The organism is Paenibacillus sp. HB172176 (assembly GCF_011947265.1).
GTDB lineage: Bacteria > Bacillota > Bacilli > Paenibacillales > Paenibacillaceae > Pristimantibacillus.
The window spans coordinates 17882-35269 of the sequence record NZ_JAATHD010000017.1; the positions used below are offsets into that span (position 1 = coordinate 17882).

15 protein-coding genes are annotated in these 17388 nt (G+C 52.7%); 11 read left to right on the plus strand and 4 right to left on the minus strand.

The annotated features are described in order from the left end of the window. Positions 1-224: 224 nt before the first annotated feature. Positions 225-1313, minus strand: a complete 1089-nt coding sequence (locus HFP08_RS19775) for an LLM class flavin-dependent oxidoreductase (RefSeq protein ID WP_168122336.1) — start codon at positions 1311-1313, stop codon at positions 225-227. A 263-nt stretch (positions 1314-1576) separates the two neighbouring features. On the opposite strand from HFP08_RS19775, the gene HFP08_RS19780 reads away from it, so the two are divergent. The 4 genes from HFP08_RS19780 (at position 1577) to HFP08_RS19795 (ending at position 4271) form a co-directional block, all read left to right on the plus strand. Then, positions 1577-2131, plus strand: a complete 555-nt coding sequence (locus HFP08_RS19780; protein ID WP_168122337.1) for a hypothetical protein — start codon at positions 1577-1579, stop codon at positions 2129-2131. 104 nt (positions 2132-2235) lie between these two features. Continuing rightward, positions 2236-2778 carry a GNAT family N-acetyltransferase gene (locus tag HFP08_RS19785; RefSeq protein WP_168122338.1) on the plus strand — a complete coding sequence of 181 codons (543 nt, stop codon included), beginning with the start codon at positions 2236-2238 and terminating at the stop codon, positions 2776-2778. 16 nt (positions 2779-2794) lie between these two features. Beyond that, complete coding sequence (locus HFP08_RS19790; RefSeq protein WP_168122339.1) at positions 2795-3469, plus strand: NAD-dependent epimerase/dehydratase family protein; 675 nt, start codon at positions 2795-2797, stop codon at positions 3467-3469. Positions 3470-3542: 73 nt separating this feature from the next. Beyond that, positions 3543-4271 carry a potassium channel family protein gene (locus HFP08_RS19795; protein ID WP_168122340.1) on the plus strand — a complete coding sequence of 243 codons (729 nt, stop codon included), beginning with the start codon at positions 3543-3545 and terminating at the stop codon, positions 4269-4271. Between the two features lie 111 nt (positions 4272-4382). Here HFP08_RS19795 and HFP08_RS19800 read toward each other — a convergent pair whose 3' ends face one another. Beyond that, the gene (locus tag HFP08_RS19800) at positions 4383-4715 is read right to left on the minus strand and encodes an antibiotic biosynthesis monooxygenase (protein WP_168122341.1); all 333 of its coding nucleotides are present in this window, start codon (positions 4713-4715) and stop codon (positions 4383-4385) included. Positions 4716-4926: 211 nt separating this feature from the next. Here HFP08_RS19800 and HFP08_RS19805 point away from each other — a divergent pair, with 211 nt between their 5' ends. From HFP08_RS19805 to HFP08_RS19825, 5 genes are all read left to right on the plus strand, one after another. Beyond that, positions 4927-5700 carry a hypothetical protein gene (locus tag HFP08_RS19805; RefSeq protein WP_168122342.1) on the plus strand — a complete coding sequence of 258 codons (774 nt, stop codon included), beginning with the start codon at positions 4927-4929 and terminating at the stop codon, positions 5698-5700. Positions 5701-5704: 4 nt separating this feature from the next. Next, on the plus strand, positions 5705-6193 hold the full coding sequence (locus tag HFP08_RS19810) for a hypothetical protein (protein WP_168122343.1): 489 nt from the start codon (positions 5705-5707) through the stop codon (positions 6191-6193). 155 nt (positions 6194-6348) lie between these two features. Then, the gene (locus HFP08_RS19815; protein ID WP_168122344.1) at positions 6349-7311 is read left to right on the plus strand and encodes an alpha/beta fold hydrolase; all 963 of its coding nucleotides are present in this window, start codon (positions 6349-6351) and stop codon (positions 7309-7311) included. Between the two features lie 27 nt (positions 7312-7338). Next, entirely contained in the window at positions 7339-8355 is a 1017-nt protein-coding gene (locus HFP08_RS19820; RefSeq protein WP_168122423.1) for an SDR family oxidoreductase, read from the plus strand. Between the two features lie 536 nt (positions 8356-8891). Beyond that, entirely contained in the window at positions 8892-13898 is a 5007-nt protein-coding gene (locus tag HFP08_RS19825) for a golvesin C-terminal-like domain-containing protein (protein WP_168122345.1), read from the plus strand. A gap of 144 nt (positions 13899-14042) precedes the next feature. On the opposite strand, the gene HFP08_RS19830 is transcribed toward HFP08_RS19825, so the two are convergent. Both HFP08_RS19830 and HFP08_RS19835 read right to left on the minus strand, forming a co-directional pair. Continuing rightward, positions 14043-14372, minus strand: a complete 330-nt coding sequence (locus HFP08_RS19830; RefSeq protein ID WP_168122346.1) for a DUF3024 domain-containing protein — start codon at positions 14370-14372, stop codon at positions 14043-14045. 144 nt (positions 14373-14516) lie between these two features. Then, positions 14517-15332, minus strand: coding sequence for an AraC family transcriptional regulator (locus HFP08_RS19835; protein WP_168122347.1), 816 nt, complete (start codon positions 15330-15332; stop codon positions 14517-14519). 124 nt (positions 15333-15456) lie between these two features. Between HFP08_RS19835 and HFP08_RS19840 the strand changes: the two genes are divergently transcribed. Together HFP08_RS19840 and HFP08_RS19845 are read left to right on the plus strand one after the other, a co-directional pair. Continuing rightward, positions 15457-16671 carry an MFS transporter gene (locus tag HFP08_RS19840; protein ID WP_168122348.1) on the plus strand — a complete coding sequence of 405 codons (1215 nt, stop codon included), beginning with the start codon at positions 15457-15459 and terminating at the stop codon, positions 16669-16671. A gap of 100 nt (positions 16672-16771) precedes the next feature. Then, positions 16772-17170 carry a DoxX family protein gene (locus tag HFP08_RS19845; protein WP_168122349.1) on the plus strand — a complete coding sequence of 133 codons (399 nt, stop codon included), beginning with the start codon at positions 16772-16774 and terminating at the stop codon, positions 17168-17170. Positions 17171-17388: the final 218 nt, after the last annotated feature.

Below are 17388 nucleotides of genomic sequence, written 5' to 3' on the forward strand. Positions count from 1 at the left end.
GCGCCAAAGTTAGCTCAGTAAGTCGAAAAATTCGACTTGCGGGACGGTAAAGCAGCAAAGTTAGCTAGGTAAGACGGTAAAGTTGACCTGCCGAACAAAAAAAGCGACAGCTAAAAATGGGGAGGCTGCAGCGTTCACCTGCCACTGTTATTGCAAGCAACTCTCCTACGAAACAACCGCCCCAACAACCGCTCTCAACTGCTGCACACTACTACTACCGCATTCTAAGCTTGCAGCCCTTCCATTCGCGCGATTTCCTTGTGGACGAGCGGGGCCACCTGCGTGCCCAGCAGCTCGATTGCGCGCAGCATGTCCTTATGAGGCATGGAGCCGACATTGAGATGCAAGAAGAAGCGGTTCACGCCTAGATTCTTGCGCAGCAAGACGATTTTCTCCGCCACATAGTCGGAATCGCCGACATAGAGCGCGCCCTGCAGGCTGCGGGCGGCGTCATATTGCTCCCGGCTGTACGCCGGCCAGCCTCTCTCCCGTCCGAGCTTGCTCATCTGCTCGGCCGTCGGCTTATAGAACAGATCGGCGGCCTGCTCCGTCGTCTCGCCGATAAAGCCGTGCGAATGCGTCGCGATCTGCAGCTTGCGCGGATCATGCCCGGCTTGAATGGCGGCCCGCTTGTACAGATTGACAAGCGGCGCGAACTTCTCCGGCATGCCGCCGATAATCGCGAAGGCGATTGGCAGGCCGAGCATGCCCGCGCGCACCGCCGATTCCGGATTGCCGCCGGAAGCGATCCACACCGGCAGCGGGCTTTGCACCGCTCTCGGGTAGACGCCGAGATTGTCGATAGCCGGTCGATGACCGCCGTCCCAGCTCACCTTCTCGGACGCTCTAATCTTGAGCAGCAGCTCCAGCTTCTCCTCGAATAACGCGTCATAATCGTCGAGGCTGTAGCCGAACAGCGGGAACGACTCGATGAAGGAGCCCCTGCCCGCCATAATCTCCGCGCGCCCATTGGAGATGCCGTCAAGCGTCGAGAACGCCTGGTAGACGCGCACCGGATCATCGGAGGACAGCACGGTCACGGCGCTGGACAAACGAATGTTCTTCGTCATGGCCGCCGCCGCAGCCAGCACAACGGCGGGCGCGGACCCGGCATAATCGGGACGGTGATGCTCCCCGATGCCGTACACATCGAGCCCGACCTGATCGGCGAGCACAATTTCCTCGACCGCGTTGCGCAGCCGCACATCATGGCGCATCGGCGCGCCTGTATCCGGATCGGTCGTAGCCTCGAGGAAGGTGCTGATTCCGATTTCCATCTTATTGCTTCTTGCTGTGAATGCTGCTTCGGACATAAGAATTCCCCTCCTTGGTTTCTAAAAACCATATTACTATACTTTTGTGTGCATCTCAAATTTATATAGTTAATATGGCAAGGATGTTACTATCGGCAGACCGAGAGAATAGACCATTCTGCAAGAAGGATGGGAGAATAGAGGGTTCTCGCGGATGCGAATAGGTAGAAGACGTGACCAAATCTTCCTCTCTCTCATAAGCTGGCAGTGACAGTAGTCTGTCGGCGCAAGTCTAGCATTACGATTCCAAGAGGAGGAAGAAGATGGCTGCAACAGAGGGAAGTACAGAGGTTGGATTAGCCCCGCCCGAAGTGACGTATTACAATGAGATCAAATATTCGATTGGCGCAGACCCGAATGTCGCGGTTGGCGAGCTTGAGGAACGCGCAGGAGGCAATTACCGCGTCACGCTCACTGTGCAAGGAGGCTGCAGAGCGCGCGCGCTTGCGACGCTGTTGGTGCGCGACAAAGAGCTTGGCAATATTCACGTATATGTAAGGGTGAAGAATGCGGACGGAGAGACAGTGAAACCTGTCAGGGGCAGATTGAGCGCGGAGGAGATCAAGCGTCTCTATAAGAAAGCCTTCTCAACCAACCCGCTGTTCGACTTCGTGAAGAACAGAACGATCTTTGGCAGCACTTACGTCTATCCAGTATACAAAGCGCAGATCATTCAATTCCCGAATGATGATCTGTCCGATTATTACGGCAACTATAATAATGTGGCGGCGTTCGTGTTCCGCGAAGTGCTGAGGAATGCGATCAACAATACGGACATCCAGTTCTCAACGGCGCTGTTGTCGGACGACGAGGAATAATTCTGCTAGAATAGCAGTAGAACGGGCTCAGGAGCATTCGTGTTCTTGGGCTTCTCTCTGGTAAAATATATGGACAACTCCTACACGCAAAGGTGGAAGCAGGCATGATCGATAATTCCCGCATACATATGGAGAAATTGACTTTCTATACGGTAGAGCTATTCACGAAGCTCGCGGCTTGGCATAATGATCCGGAGCTGCAGCCCTTCATCTCTCCCAGACGCACAGTGGAGGAAATCGCGCTTATCGATCCGCGCGGGTATATGGAGAAGGCTCGCAAAAGCCCGAATACATGGATGTATATCGTCTATGACGACGAGACGCCTATCGGCGTGTATACGATCACGCAAGATTCCGGCGCGCTCATGCGCAAAACGGGCAGAACCGCCTGGATCTCCGTGCTGATTGGGGATAAGCGTTATCAGGGCAGAGGCATCAGCAAGCTGATGATGCAGAGCATTGAAGAGGAATGCCGCAGACTGGGCTTCGACGCGATCGAGCTGGGCGTGTTCGATTACAACGAGAAAGCCAAGCAGCTCTACCGACGATCGGGCTATCAGGAGATCGGCAGGAACGCGTCATTTGTCTTTTACAATGGAGAATGGCATGATGATATTCATCTGGTTAAGCCAATAAAACGAGTGTAGGACAGGGGGCCGCAAGATGAGCGCGAAAAAGCTGAAGGTGATTGTTACCGGCGCCACGGGCATGGTGGGCGAAGGGGTGCTTCATGAATGCTTGATGCATCCCCATGTGTCAGAGGTGTTGCTTGTCAGCCGACGAACGCTGAATCTGAAGCACGAGAAATTAACGGAGCTGCTGGTTCCGGATTTCTTCGATCTGTCTGCGATAGCGACGGAGTTGACCGATTACGATGCATGCTTCTTCTGTCTGGGGGTATCCTCCGTAGGGATGAAGGAAGCGGAATACAGGCGGACAACCTATGACCTGACGATGGCATTCGCGGAGCTGCTCTGTCTGCAGAATCCCGATATGATATTCAATTATATAACGGGAAGCGGGACGGACAGCAGCGAGAGGGGCAAGAGCATGTGGGCGAGAGTGAAAGGCAAGACAGAGAACGATCTGCTCAGACTTCCGTTTCGCAAAGCGTATATGTTCCGACCGGGCTACATCCATCCTACGCCGGGTCTGAACAATGTGCATCGCTATTACCGAGCGCTGTCGTGGATGTATCCTCTCCTTAAGCTGCTGTTCCCGGGCAATACGGTCACCTTGAGAGAGGTTGGGCTCGCGATGATTCATACTGCAACGCGCGGCTATGATTCAAGCATTCTGTCCTGCTCGGATATCAAGAAGCTTGCAAGAGCGGAATAATAAGCTAGGTTGTAGGAGTTAACGGCGGCATCTTTATAAGCAGGTTTATTTTGCTGAAGTGGGGGGAGAAGTCATGAAGAAGCTGTCTTTCGGCATGATCTATGAAGTTGGTCTTGCGATACTCGTCATCTTGTCGCTCACTCTTGATTTGTCTACGCGGGAAGGCGAGATCTTTGACTGGATCATATGGGGAATCTTCGTGGTGGATTACGCGTTCCGTTTAATCAAGAGCGAGAAGAAATGGGAATTTGTATACAAGCACCCGCTTGATTTTATCGCAATTCTACCCTTCAGCCAGATTCTCCGTTCTGCGAGATTCGTCAGGCTGATTCGCGTCATCCGCTTAATTATGATCATGAACAGACGCTTATCCTTCCTGGACCAAATGATGTCGAAATACAAGGTGGACACGCTGGTCATTACCGTTATTTCGATGCTCTTCCTGATCGCGCTGCCGATGAAGTGGATCGAGCCCAGCTTTGATTCGTATTCCGATGCGCTGTGGTGGGCGATCGTGACGATGACCACGGTCGGCTACGGTGATCTGTCGCCGGAGACGACGATCGGGCGCATCATCGCGAGTGTGCTCATGCTCTCGGGCATCGGCATTATCGGTATCATAACCGGTACGGTCGCCTCGATCTTCACCAGAAGCAAGGATGATTCTCTGCCTCCCGAGCTGCGAGAGCTGAAGAGCAAGATCGATCGATATCCGGATCTGGATGATGTGGATTATGATTATATGATCGGGAAGCTGACCAAGCTCCAGAGAGAGCAACGCCTTAAGGAAGCGGAGGGCTGAGCCTGTCTGCCAGGGCCAGCGTGACAACAATAGCAGGCACGCAAACCGACCCGGTATTGATTGCGGGCCTGCCGACCTCAAGCGGAAGCTCGTGGGTGGGTGCAAAATTCATTATATAGAAGCTTGAAATTGCCCCTGTCTCACCTTCTTCACCTCATACATATTGACAGTCGTGCTGATGACGTACTCGGGCGGCTGCTGTCCTCTTGCATTGCGATGGCCTTGAATATGCTCGGGACTCTTCTCCCAGGCTTTCCAAGCCTCCTCGGATTCCCAGCGAATGATGACGACTACTTCCTCCGATTCCTTGCTCTTCTTATTCAGCATGACGGTCACGTCGATAAGCCCTTCACGGCCGTCCACCGCGCCTTCCTTCGAGAAACGTTCAATGACCTTGTCGGCGTGGCCGGATTGAACGAGGATCGTTCTTGTCTGGATCAACATCTCGGCATTTCCCCTTCCTGGAATGATGGAGCATTAACGAACGCCAGCATGCAAGCTTTCATTGGCGTGGTCTCATTATAGCAAATTCAGCTCTATTTGTTGAGAGTAATTATCATTATTATTTAGAGTAGGATTAACGTATATCATTTATGTATAATTATCCATTTATTAGGAATTCTAAGAAGATTAATGCTGCTGACGGAGGTTTGTTATGCCTGAGAAGAAAAAAGCGCGCTGGCCGCGGGCGAATTTAAGCACTGCCGGCATTACCCATATCCGTTGGTTTAGCCCTTATATGATTGCTTGGTGGTCGGCATCCTTTCCCGGATTTGGACATTTCTTGTTGAATCAATTTTTTAGAGGAGCTTGTCTGTCGATATCTGAAGTGATTTTCAATTCGCGCGCGAATATTAATCAGGCTTTGATGTATACCTTCACGGGGCAGTTCGAGTTGGCCTCCCAAACCGTTGATCCGGTATTCGCCTTTGGATATATGCTCATTTATTTGATCAGCATCTGGGACAGCTTTCGTTCCGCGCTGCAGCATAATCGCATGTTCCAACTGGCGGAGCTCGAGAACGCAAGGCTTAAGCCGTTTCTGATCACGAAGATGGAGGTGCAATATCTGGAGAAGAAGAGTCCGGTCAAAGGAGCCTTGTTCTCTCTGGCGTTTCCTGGCATGGGACAGTTGTATGTACACCGGATCTGGCTGGCCTTTTATGGTGTTTTCTGGTGGTGGATGTATATTAGTTTTTCCCATGTGTACTCGGCTTATCTAGAGCTCTTCCACGGGAATTTCTCAGTTTCTACGCAGTTGCTGAACGTGCATTGGCTGCTTTTCATGCCTTCCGTATTCGGAGGATCCATCTATCATGCGTTCACGACTACGATTGAGAATAATCGGTTGTTTCGTATCGAGCAACAACAATATTTTACAGAGAAATTCGGCAGCAATCCCTTGATGCTCTTCCCGGGAGGAGGGTGAACAGATGTTAGTTGTGGGAACATTTCAGCAGAATTCTGAGCTTGAGCTGGCTTTATCTGTCCTGGAGCATCAATACCGACTCGGGAATCGCATATTGGTCGTTTCGATGGATGCGGAGAGGGAGCTTTCGCATCCCCTGCCTCCTCAAGGCTCCACGATTAACGAGAAAGCCTTCGAGATTGGTCTGGCAAGCGCGACGGCGGCAAGCGTGGTAGGGGTAAGTATCGGTTTCAGGCTGTATCTCGGGCCCATTCTATGGGGCTTAATCTATGCAATTGCCGCGCTTCTTGCGATGTTCTTCGTGGCGAGGGCTGTTCTGTTGAGCAGGCTGAGGCGCGGACGAGCGAAACAAGCCTTTCGCAAGAGCGGTCTGTGGCCGGAGATTGCAGTGCTTGTGCAATGCGATAAGTCGCAAGTGGAAGCCGTTATGAACGTGCTGTGGGATAATCTCGCCCTAACCGTTGGCAAGCTGGAACAGGCGCAATCCACCTGATTAGGGCTGATCGGGAATTGCTATTGGCATCATCTTCATTGGAAGCTGCGAGGCCGAGGAGCGGCGGTTAAGCTTATGTTGACTCGGATGGGCGTGGGGGCTAAAATGAAGTCGACTCTTTTCTACTATCATCCATTCTATGAGGAGTGTACGACATGCCATTAGTTGATATGCCCTTGGCGCTGCTGAAGAGCTATGAGGGAAGAAGTCCGCGTCCCGATGATTTCGAGGCCTATTGGGATACTGCCTTAAAGGAAATGAAAGCGGTTGACTCGAATGTGGAACTGAAGCCGAGCGCGTTCACCACGACTTTCGCGGAATGCTATGATCTCTATTTCACCGGCGTGCGCGGCGCCCGCATTCATGTGAAGCATATTCGTCCGAAGGCGGGCGGCAAGGAGAAGGGACCGGCGGTGCTGTTCTTCCATGGTTACTCCGGAAGGGCGCATGATTGGACGGATTATCTGCATTATGCCGCGGCCGGAGCTTCGGTATTCGCTATGGACGCGCGCGGACAAGGAGGCGCTTCCGAGGATGTCGGCGGCGTGAAGGGCAATACGCTTCGCGGCCATATTATCCGCGGTCTTGACAGCGAGGATCCGCAGGATCTGCTGTTCCGTCATATCTTCCTCGATACGGCGCAGCTTGCAGGCATTGCAATGTCTATGCCTGAGGTCGACGAAGAGCAGGTTTACGCGACAGGCTGGTCGCAAGGCGGAGCGTTGACGCTCGCTTGCGCTTCGCTGGAGCCGAGAATCAAGAAGCTGGCACCGGTCTATCCGTTCCTGTCCGATTATAAGCGGGTATGGGAGATGGATCTTGCGAAAGCGGCCTATGAAGAGCTTGGTCAGTATTTCAGAGCCTTCGATCCGCAGCATGAGCGCGAGGATGAGATCTTCACGAAGCTGGGTTATATCGATCTGCAATTCCTTGCGAATCGTATTCGGGGAGAGGTGCTCATGGGGGTGGGCTTGATGGATACCGTATGTCCGCCGTCCACGCAGTTCGCTGCCTTCAACAAGATTACGACGGAGAAGCGACTCGAAATCTATCCGGATTTCGGTCATGAAGGCTTGCCGCGCTTGCATGAGAAAATCTATCAATTTCTGCTAGGATAACAAGATTATCGGAGGTGGAGCATGAATATGAAGGCTTTGTTCATTGGAGGAACGGGAACGATCAGCTCGGCGATTACCAGACAACTGGCCGAGCAGGGCTGCGAGCTGTATGTGCTGAACAGAGGCAACAGGAATGCGGATGTACCGGCCGAGGTGAAGCTTATCCAGGGCGATATTAACGATGAAGCGGGAATCGCAGAGCTTATCGCCGATTTGAACTTCGACGTAGTGGCAGATTTCATCGCTTTTCGGCCCGAGCAGTTGGAGCGCGATTATCGTTTGTTCGCAGGCAAGACGAAGCAGTTCATCTTCATCAGCTCGGCTTCGGCCTATCAGACGCCGTTGTCCGACTACCGCATTACCGAAGGAACGCCGTTATCCAATCCGTATTGGGAATATTCGCGGAACAAGATTGCCTGCGAGGACTATCTGATGAAGCAATATCGGGAAGAGAGCTTCCCGGTCACCATTGTGCGGCCAAGCCACACGTACAACGAACGATCAATTCCGCTGGGCGTGCATGGAAGCAAGGGAAGCTGGCAGGTGGCAAAGCGTATGCTGGAGGGCAAGCCGGTTATTATTCACGGAGACGGCACGTCGCTTTGGACGATGACGGATAGCCGCGACTTCGCTAAAGGCTTCATCGGTCTGATGGGCAATCTTCATGCGATTGGGGAAGCGGTGCAGATTACTTCGGACGAATCGCTTACCTGGAACCAGATCTACGAGGCCATTGCCAATGCGCTGGGTGTGCGGCTAAATGCGGTGCATGTGGCGTCGGAGTTCCTTGATGCTTGCAGCACCGAGGATTATCGCGGAGGTTTGCTTGGCGACAAGGCGAATACGGTCGTCTTCGACAACAGCAAGCTGAAGCGGCTGGTGCCGGAGTTCGTCGCGACGACTCGTTTCGATCAAGGCATCAAGGATACGATTCGTCATATCCTCGCCCATCCCGAGCTGCAAGTCGCCGACGAGGCCTTCGACGCCTGGTGCGACAAGGTCGTGGCGGCGATGGACGCCGCGGCGCGGATGGTCAGGGAGTAGCTGTTGTCATGACGACGCTGGATACCGCGGTGCGAATGATGCGGGAGTAACTTCTCGTATCGACGCTGGCTTCTGGAAACCTGCGAATTTTCAGCAGGCGAAGAGTGACAAGGGTAGGCAGAGTAAGGAGTAAATTTGTCATAGAAGGCATCTCTTACGTTCTGAGCGACGGAGGGGATGCCTTCTTTTATTATGTGTCGCGATGTGTCAGGATAGCCGGCAGCCTTGAATGCTATCTTCATTTTGTCAATGATTGATTCTCGTATTTTTGTGATGTATACGAGTTTTTTCGTGCTGGCTTGCTCAGAGTACGACTCTGAGCAAGCTCTATGTTGTGTTCAATTGGCTCAGATTGATCATCGGAGACTCACTATTCATCATCGCAAATAAAGTCTGGTTCCACTATGCTTTTGTTGTAAGCGGATTCACTTTGGAAGAGAGGAGGGTGGTAAACGGGGGGGCGTTGATAGAGAGGAGCAACTCATCCTAACAGCATGAATGTACATAAGCCAAAAACGAATCGTGGAGGTTAATTAATGTCGAGAAAATCAAAAATGAAGAAACAAGCTCGCAAGCTGATTTCCCTTGGACTTGGACTCATGCTTACGTTGAATGTGTTCAGTTCGGTGGCATCAGCCGCCGTTACGCCGCTTCCCAGCCCGAGTACGCCGCTGATTTGGGATGATTTCTCCGGCGGGGGTCAATTCAATCTAGCTTGGATGAACTGGTACAATCAAGATGGAGGCACAGGAACCTTCTCCAAAACAACCGTTGACTCAAGAGATGTCGGCCTATTCGCGCAAACGCCCGCTTCCTCCTCTTCTTGGGCAAAATTCCAGCCATGGAATGAGCATGTGGATCTATCAGGCTATCAATATGTTAATCTGACCCTCAAAAACCCGGGCTATACGGACGAAAAGATTAAATTCGTCGCAAACGACGGCGCCCACAGCTTCAATCTCACAGGAGGTTGGGTATCTGTAGCCGGCACATGGACCGATCTGCAATTTGATCTGGATGCGCTCTCCCCGGCAATTGAGAAGGATAGCGTCATCTTCGAATTATGGCTGCGCCAAGGCAGCGGCACATACGGCGAAGTGCTGGTAGATGAAATCACGGCATCGAATGTTGCCTCCGGCACAGCGCCCACGCTTACAGGCAACACCATGACAGCCAACTCGAGCTCGACCTATACGCAGAACACAACCTTCACCTTCTCTACGACCTACACAGACGCGGACAATGAAGCTCCGTTCGCGACTCAGCTTATTATTGATGATACAGCCTATGACATGGACGAAGTCGATCCGCTTGACACCACGTATACGGACGGCAAGGATTATACCTACGTGACGAAGCTTCCGGCGGGCTCGCACAGCTATTATTTCCGCACAACAGACACCACCTCCAATATGGTGACGACAACGGCGGTCTCTGGCCCGGTGGTGACGCAGTCGACGCAGATTATTGATGTTGTCGTCAGCCAGGCGGGATACAGCGCGAATGATTTCAAGAACGCTCAAGTCACTTCCACCGAGCCGCTGACGGACCTCAGCTTCAATGTGCTTAGCGGCTCTACGGTAGTAAGCTCGGGCACCCTGGTCGACAAGGGCGTAACCTGGGACAAGCATGTGTATTCCGCGGACTTCTCCACGGTAACGGCTACAGGCTCCAATTACAAGATTCAGTCCAATGGAATTTCGTCCTATCCATTCCAGATCGCGACGAACATCTGGGACAATTACAAGGACGAGATGACCGCCTTCTACCGCATTCAGCGTGCTAGCGTGGATACGGTTGACGCCTACCCGGCAGGCTACAGTACAGTCGAGCCTTCTTCGAGCGTCTTTCATCAAGCGGGCCATCTGGATGATGCCGCATCGGAGGATCATACGGTTCAATACGATCTGACCGGCGGCTGGTACGATGCGGGCGATTATGGCAAGTATGGCGGCAACCAGTGGGTAGGCGCCGAGATTGCGCTTGCTTATGTGCGCTATGCCGGCGAGGATGCTGTCGCGTATGACAATGACAACAACGGCATTCCGGATCTGATCGACGAAGCGATCGTCGGAAGCGATTATGTATTGAAGTTCGCCGATCAACTCGGCGGCGCGATGTACGATCTGAGGAATAACTCCGGCGGCTTCAAGCATCCGGAGAAATCAACAGATAATATTCCAGGCACTTCGGATGATCGAGTGATTAGCAATCCAGGCATTGGCGGTTCGGCGAAATCCGCAGGCACACTTGCGGCGACAGCAAGAGCAATTAACGCCGCGATTGCCGAAGGCGATATCGATTCATCCAAGGTGGCGGAGCTAGCTGCACTCTCTGCCGATTACGAGGATGGAGCGGTCGTATTCCATAACTATGTTAATGCGCATCTATCCGATCCGCAAGGCAGCTACAACACAAGAGGCGAGATCAGCAACTCAATGCTGCTTGCCGATGTAGAGCTCTATTTGCTCACGAATGATGCGGCCTACAAAACAGCGGCGGAGGACAAGATCAGCGTCCTCTCCTTCGGCAACATCTCCAACACGAACTATTGGGATATGCGTCCGATGTCGCTGGCTGAATTCTATCCAGTGGCAAGCACTTCCCTGCAGCCGCAAATTCAAGATTTGCTGAAGCAGCAATTGGACTTCTTCATCTCCTCGCAGGATGATACGCCGTATGGCGTGCTGAATCAGTTCAAGAACTTCGGCGTGAATGAGCCGCATATGTCCTATGTTGGCGACGCCATGCGCTATTACGAGCTGTTCGGCGATCCAGCCGCCTTGCGCGCGGTGCTGAAAGGCATGTACTGGGTTTATGGCGAGAATCCTTGGAATATCAGCTGGGTATCCGGCATTGGAACCGATTTTGTCGATTTCTTGCACACGAGACTCGATGAGGATGTGAACACCTCGCGAGAAAGCGGCGTCATCATTCCAGGCGCGATGGTCAGCGGACCGAATATGAAGAATACGCTTGATCCGTACAGCGACAGTCCATGGTACATGGATCGCAGGCTGAATGACGATCATCAACAACAATGGCGTTACAATGAATTCAGCATCAGTATTCAGGCGGGCATGCTCTATACGGTCATGGCTCTTGCAGCTACGGACAGCGTAACATCCGGAGCGGGAACGACTCCGCCAGAGATGCCGATTCTATCGCCAATCATCGGTGATTATGTGCGCGGCGATGTGACGATCTTTGCCGATTCGGACACTCCGCTTAGTTCAATTGAATACAATTCGGGCGGCTACACCTCGATGAGCGTTTCCGGCGACGCCTTCTCCGGCGTCGTGGACGAGAGCGCAGCTGCGCCGCTTGCGACCAAACGAGTAGATGTGCGCGGCACGGATTCATCAGGCAACATGACGTACAGCTCCACTCATTTTACGATTGCGCCAGAGCTGCCGGATCCGACGCATCCCATGCTCTATGATGATTTCAACATAGGCGGCTATTGGGGATCGACGCAGCACACAACCCAGGAATGGGTGAGCTGGTGGACGGACCCTAATAATCAGGGCGGAACGGCGGATTTCAATTCCAAGGAATTGGTTGACGGCAGAACGGCCGGCAAATTCACATATGACCCTGCTTCGGACAGCTCCAAAGCGAAATTCCAGGCATGGGATGACAAATTCGATATTCGCGGCTACAAATATATTAACTTTGATCTCAAGAATCCAGGTTATGAGAATATGACCATTTCCGCTATTATTAGCGACGGCTCGCATACGTTCTCCCTTCTGAACGGATTTGCAACCGTTCCGACTGACGTGTGGACCTCCTATAAGATTGATCTTGATTCCTTCCCTTATGAGATGGAGAAGGACTCGGTCAAGCTGACCTTCTACCTGAAGGGCACGGACGGCAATTACGGCGAGCTGCTCATGGATGATATTACTTTTACGAATGACGATGTGGGAACAGCGCCTACCTTGACTTCCGGAGGCGTGAACTACTCAAGCGGAGATACAACGACGGATTATACGTTCAATGTGACGTATGCCGATGTGGATAACGAAAAGCCATTCAAGGTAGAGCTCTTGCTTGACGGCGTCGTTCATGTGATGGATGCGGTCAACGTGACGGACACGGATTACACGGATGGCAATGTGTACACGTACACAACGAAGCTGCCGCAAGGCATCCATTCGTATTACTTCCATACGACGGATAATTCATCCAATGCGATCAGTACTTCCGTTGTGACAGGTCCGACCGTATCTCAAACTACGTCGCCGCCTGTTACGGCAGGGGAAATCATTATCGACAATACCGATTCGGCTTATGTGACGAAGACCGGAACATGGACTTCGGGAACGAATAATCCCGGTCAGTTCATTGGAGCCGATTACTGGTATGATGGCAATACGGGCAAGGGCAGCAAGACCGTGACCTATACGCCTGACATCGAGACGGCCGGAAGCTACGAAGTGTACATGATGTGGACCGAGCAATCCAATCATGCGGATAATGTTCCTGTCGACATTGTGTACGACGGCGGGACAGATACGGTAACCATCGATCAGAAGAATGAAGGCGGAGAGTGGATTCTGCTCGATACGTATGATTTCGCTGCAGGAACTTCAGGCAGCATTACGATCCGCACAACGGGAACGAGTGGACATGTCATCGCGGACGCCGTGAGACTGGTGCCGGTAGGAACGACTCCGGATCCTGATCCGGAGCCGGAAGCAGAGCCTATCATCATTGACAATACCGATACGGCTTATGTGACGAAGGTAGGCTCATGGGCTTCCGGCACGAACAACCCGGGCCAATTCCTCGGAAGCGACTATCTCTATGACGGCAATACGGGCAAGGGCAGCAAGTCCGTCACGTATACGCCGGATATCGAGGCGGCAGGAAGCTATGAGATCTATATGATGTGGACCGAGCAGTCGAATCATGCGGATAATGCGCCTGTCAGCATTGTATATGACGGCGGCACCGATTCGATGACCGTGGACCAAACCGCCGACGGAGGCGTTTGGAATCTGCTTGGCACCTATGATTTCACGGTCGGCACATCCGGCAGCATTACTATCGGCAATACAGGAACAACCGCGCATGTCATTGCGGATGCGGTGAAGCTTGTGCCAGTAACTACCGTGGTCGTCCCGGATCCGGTTATCGTGGATAATGCGGATGTAACAGGCGTGACGCTGACTGGCAGCTGGGATGTCGGTTCAAGCCAGACCGATCGGTATGGTGACGATTATCTGCATGACAATCAGACAGGCAAAGGCAGCAAGAGCGTAGCATTCGCAGCTGATTTGGAAGTATCCGGCACCTACAACGTGTATGCGATGTGGGCGGATTATACCAACCGAAGCACGGCTGTTCCGATCACAATCACCTATGACGGCGGAAGCGATGTTGTTTACGTGAATCAATCAACGAACGGAGGCGTATGGAATCTGCTCGGCACCTATGAATTCGATGCTTCGACCGGAGGCGTCGTCACAATCAGCAACACCGGCACAACCGGCTATGTTATTGCCGATGCGGTGAAATTTGAATATGCGGAATAGACTGGCGTTCAAAGCGATGACGGCATAAAAGAAAGGCGAAATGAGAAAACCTCTACCCTCGGCCTTTCGAAGATGAGAGACCGCGATATTGTGGTAAAAAACAACACCGATCCTTAGGATCGGTGTTGTTCGCTTTTATCCGCACTATCCCCAGAACAAGCCTCGTTCATCGCGATCGACAATTTCGAGCTGCTTCTCGAAATCGCTGTCGGGTTCGATATCGTCGACCCAGTGCCATTTGTCCTTGCTGTCCCGCCAGTATACCTTCCACATGCCGTCATTCAGCCGGAACTGTGCAATGTCCAGCTGCGTCCAGCCCTCGCCCTTATAAGCCGGTCGTTCTTCCATTAACGTAATGTTCTGGCCTCTTGTTTTGTAGATTAATCTGATTTGATCCCGAATATGAGGTGGAATCTTCCCCGCTATGTAACTGTCCATAATTTTCGCAATCCGTCTTTTCGTGAAATCATCCATGTATACATGCTCCTTATGGTTTGGTCGCACCACAGAAGAGGTGTCCTATTCATGATAGTGCTTCAAGGAAGGATGATCAACCGCTTTCTGCAAAAAAAAGCCCCGCCCTGCTTGCCAGAAATCGGGTATGAAACGGCCAGGCGCTTAGTGAACCTGTCCGGATTCACCGCGGCATTGCTCGGGACGTACGCCATAGATGCCCGCGAACGCGCGATAGAAGGGACTGGTGCTCGAATAGCCGAGGCTGAGAGCGATATCCGTGACGCTGGCGCGTGTTGTCCGCAGAAGACGCATCGCTTCTTTCATTCGCAGCTTCAGCACATAGTGATAGGGCGTATCGCCGGTCGCTGCTTTGAAGGAGCGAATGAAATGATAGCGGCTTTGCGCGGCGATGCCGGCCATCGCATCGATGGAGACGGTCTCCCTGAAATGACTGTGAATGTAATCCAGCACTTGATCGAGATAGCGGTCCTTGCCTATATTCGTAGTGCGTTCGGAAAGCGAAGCCGACATTGTATTCCCTGTCATCATAGCGCTCAGATACGCAATGACCTGCGCTTCTGTTTGCTCTCGGATCAACCTGTCGCAAGGATCGCTTCTCATCAACGCGTCGATCCAGGTTCGATAATAGCCGCTCAATTGCAGCGAATCGAAGGATTGCCGCACGCCGCGCGCAAATCCGGGGGCTGATTCCGAGCCGCGCCAGGCTTCTTGCCTGATTTTGATAATAATCAATCCCGACAAGCTGTCCGCCTCGAAGGAATGCCGCTCGCCGGGATGCTGAACAAGCGCTCGTCCGCTGCCAAGAGAAAATTCCTTATGCTCGAGTTTGAAATGGCAGTTGCCCTGCAGTGGGACTGTAATTTGATATTCAGCCTCATGCGTATGAGGCTGATTCGAGAATTGCCCGTCTATTCTCCATAGCTCCAGGAGCGGAGTCGTAAGCTGTACGATCATCATTGTTCACCCGTTTTTATTGTATCACGAAAATGCAGCAATTTCGGTCATGCATCGCGCAATATTTCGGAGGTTTCGCCCCATGGGCTGGGTTAGGATAGGGAGAAAACGAAAAAGGTGATTACAAATGTCGAATTCTTCATCCGTTGTTTCTTCGTCCCAGCGGGTCGCCGCGACTACGCTGCTTGGCGTCAGCATGGCGCATTTGCTGAATGATCTGATGCAAAACGCCGTTCCGGCGGCATTCCCCATGTTCCAGCAAGCCATGCAGCTCAGCTTCACGCAAATTGGCTGGATTGCGTTCACGCTCAATCTGACCGCATCGATTCTGCAGCCGCTTATCGGGGCGTATACGGATCGCAAGCCGATGCCCTTCATGCTGCCGCTCGGCATGATCTTCACGCTGCTCGGCATGGCCGGATTGGCGTTGTCTCCGAACCTGGCCGCTCTCATTCTCTCCGCCGCGTGCATCGGGATCGGCTCATCCGTCCTGCATCCGGAATCGTCGCGGGTGGCTCATCTCGCGGCAGGCAAGGGAAGGGGCATGGCGCAATCCATCTTCCAGGTGGGAGGAAATACGGGGCAGGCGCTCGCGCCGCTCCTCGTCGCCTATGTCGTGACGCCGCGCGGTCCTCATGCGTTCCTCTGGTTTATGCTGTTCGCGGCAATAGGCATTGTTATTCAGGCATACATGGCTCGCTGGTATAAGGCGCGGCTGCGCCTCATGCAAGAGACGCAGCGCAAAACGGCTGCGCCAAGCGAACGATCGAATCTGTCGAGAGGCTTTGTCCTGTTCGTAATCGGCGTCCTGCTTACGCTGCTATTCTCCAAGTTCGTTTATCTGGCAGGCATGACAGGGTATTACGCCTTCTATTTCATGGACCATTACGGACTGTCTCTGGAACGGGCCCAAACCGTGCTGTTCGCTTTGCAGTTTGCCGGCATGGCGGGAACGCTGCTGGGAGGACCGCTAGCGGATCGCATCGGCCGCAAGCAGGTGATCTGGTTCTCCATACTTGGCACGGCGCCGTTTTCCCTGCTGCTGCCGTATGCCTCGCCGGGTGTTGCCCTCATCCTTTGTCTGGCGATCGGCGCTATTCTGATGTCGGGCTTCTCGGTCATTATCGTCTACGCGCAGGAGATGCTGCCTGGCCGGGTAGGCACGATTGCAGGGTTGTTCTTCGGACTTTCCTTCGGCCTGGCCGGGCTCGGCTCGGTCGCGCTCGGCTGGCTGACGGATCAGACAGACGTCGCGTTTACGATTCGGTTGTGCTCGTATTTGCCGCTGCTGGGCATATTCGCGTTCCTGCTGCCAAGGGACAAGAAGTTAATGAATGGCTAGAAGAGGACTTTTTCAAAAAAAATAATGCCTTCCTTGTCGATCTCTCTATTTCTCATTCGTCGTGTTCATAGAAGGATCAATTGAGAAGGAGAGATGAACAATGACAAGAACAATTTCTAAAGGCAGAGTATGGACGGCGAGGGTGATGAGCGGTGCGGCTATCGTGTTTATGCTGATGGACAGCATCATGAAATGCTTCAAGCCGGAGTTTGTTGTGGATTCAGTTGAAACGCTTGGCTTTCAGGAGCATCATATCTATGTAATGGGGATTCTCGGGCTGCTGGCTACGCTGATTTATGCATGGCCCCGTACGGCGATTTTGGGCGCGGTGCTGCTGACCGGCTATTTCGGCGGGGTTATCGCGACGCAGGTTCGCCTGGACGCACCGCTTTTCTCCACGATTCTGTTCCCTGTCTATCTGGCTGTGCTGGTATGGGGAGGGCTGTGGCTGAGGAACGAGCAAGTGCGCAAGCTGTTTGCTTTGCAGACGAAGGCCTAAGGTCTAAGGAAGACTCATAACGTTATAATACCCTTCACTCCATGGTGCAGAGATCTAACGAAGAACTGTATTCTTATTTCACGTATTTGGACGGTGAAGGAGACGTTTATGATGCAATAGCGTTGTGAATATTCGTTAGATTTGGGAAATGTCCGATTTCGGGCAAATAGCGTTATGAGGCTTCGTAAGCTCATGTCAGATGCCAACACGCCAAAATG

Excerpts from the sequence above, each read along its gene's own strand:
- HFP08_RS19835 (WP_168122347.1), bottom strand. The coding sequence starts at position 15,332 with ATGATGATCGTACAGCTTACGACTCCGCTCCTGGAGCTATGGAGAATA.
- HFP08_RS19815 (WP_168122344.1), top strand. The coding sequence starts at position 6,349 with ATGCCATTAGTTGATATGCCCTTGGCGCTGCTGAAGAGCTATGAGGGA.
- HFP08_RS19775 (WP_168122336.1), bottom strand. The coding sequence starts at position 1,313 with ATGTCCGAAGCAGCATTCACAGCAAGAAGCAATAAGATGGAAATCGGA.
- HFP08_RS19790 (WP_168122339.1), top strand. The coding sequence starts at position 2,795 with ATGAGCGCGAAAAAGCTGAAGGTGATTGTTACCGGCGCCACGGGCATG.
- HFP08_RS19805 (WP_168122342.1), top strand. The coding sequence starts at position 4,927 with ATGCCTGAGAAGAAAAAAGCGCGCTGGCCGCGGGCGAATTTAAGCACT.
- HFP08_RS19795 (WP_168122340.1), top strand. The coding sequence starts at position 3,543 with ATGAAGAAGCTGTCTTTCGGCATGATCTATGAAGTTGGTCTTGCGATA.
- HFP08_RS19840 (WP_168122348.1), top strand. The coding sequence starts at position 15,457 with ATGTCGAATTCTTCATCCGTTGTTTCTTCGTCCCAGCGGGTCGCCGCG.
- HFP08_RS19825 (WP_168122345.1), top strand. The coding sequence starts at position 8,892 with ATGTCGAGAAAATCAAAAATGAAGAAACAAGCTCGCAAGCTGATTTCC.
- HFP08_RS19780 (WP_168122337.1), top strand. The coding sequence starts at position 1,577 with ATGGCTGCAACAGAGGGAAGTACAGAGGTTGGATTAGCCCCGCCCGAA.
- HFP08_RS19785 (WP_168122338.1), top strand. The coding sequence starts at position 2,236 with ATGATCGATAATTCCCGCATACATATGGAGAAATTGACTTTCTATACG.
- HFP08_RS19800 (WP_168122341.1), bottom strand. The coding sequence starts at position 4,715 with ATGTTGATCCAGACAAGAACGATCCTCGTTCAATCCGGCCACGCCGAC.
- HFP08_RS19810 (WP_168122343.1), top strand. The coding sequence starts at position 5,705 with ATGTTAGTTGTGGGAACATTTCAGCAGAATTCTGAGCTTGAGCTGGCT.
- HFP08_RS19845 (WP_168122349.1), top strand. The coding sequence starts at position 16,772 with ATGACAAGAACAATTTCTAAAGGCAGAGTATGGACGGCGAGGGTGATG.
- HFP08_RS19820 (WP_168122423.1), top strand. The coding sequence starts at position 7,339 with ATGAAGGCTTTGTTCATTGGAGGAACGGGAACGATCAGCTCGGCGATT.
- HFP08_RS19830 (WP_168122346.1), bottom strand. The coding sequence starts at position 14,372 with ATGGATGATTTCACGAAAAGACGGATTGCGAAAATTATGGACAGTTAC.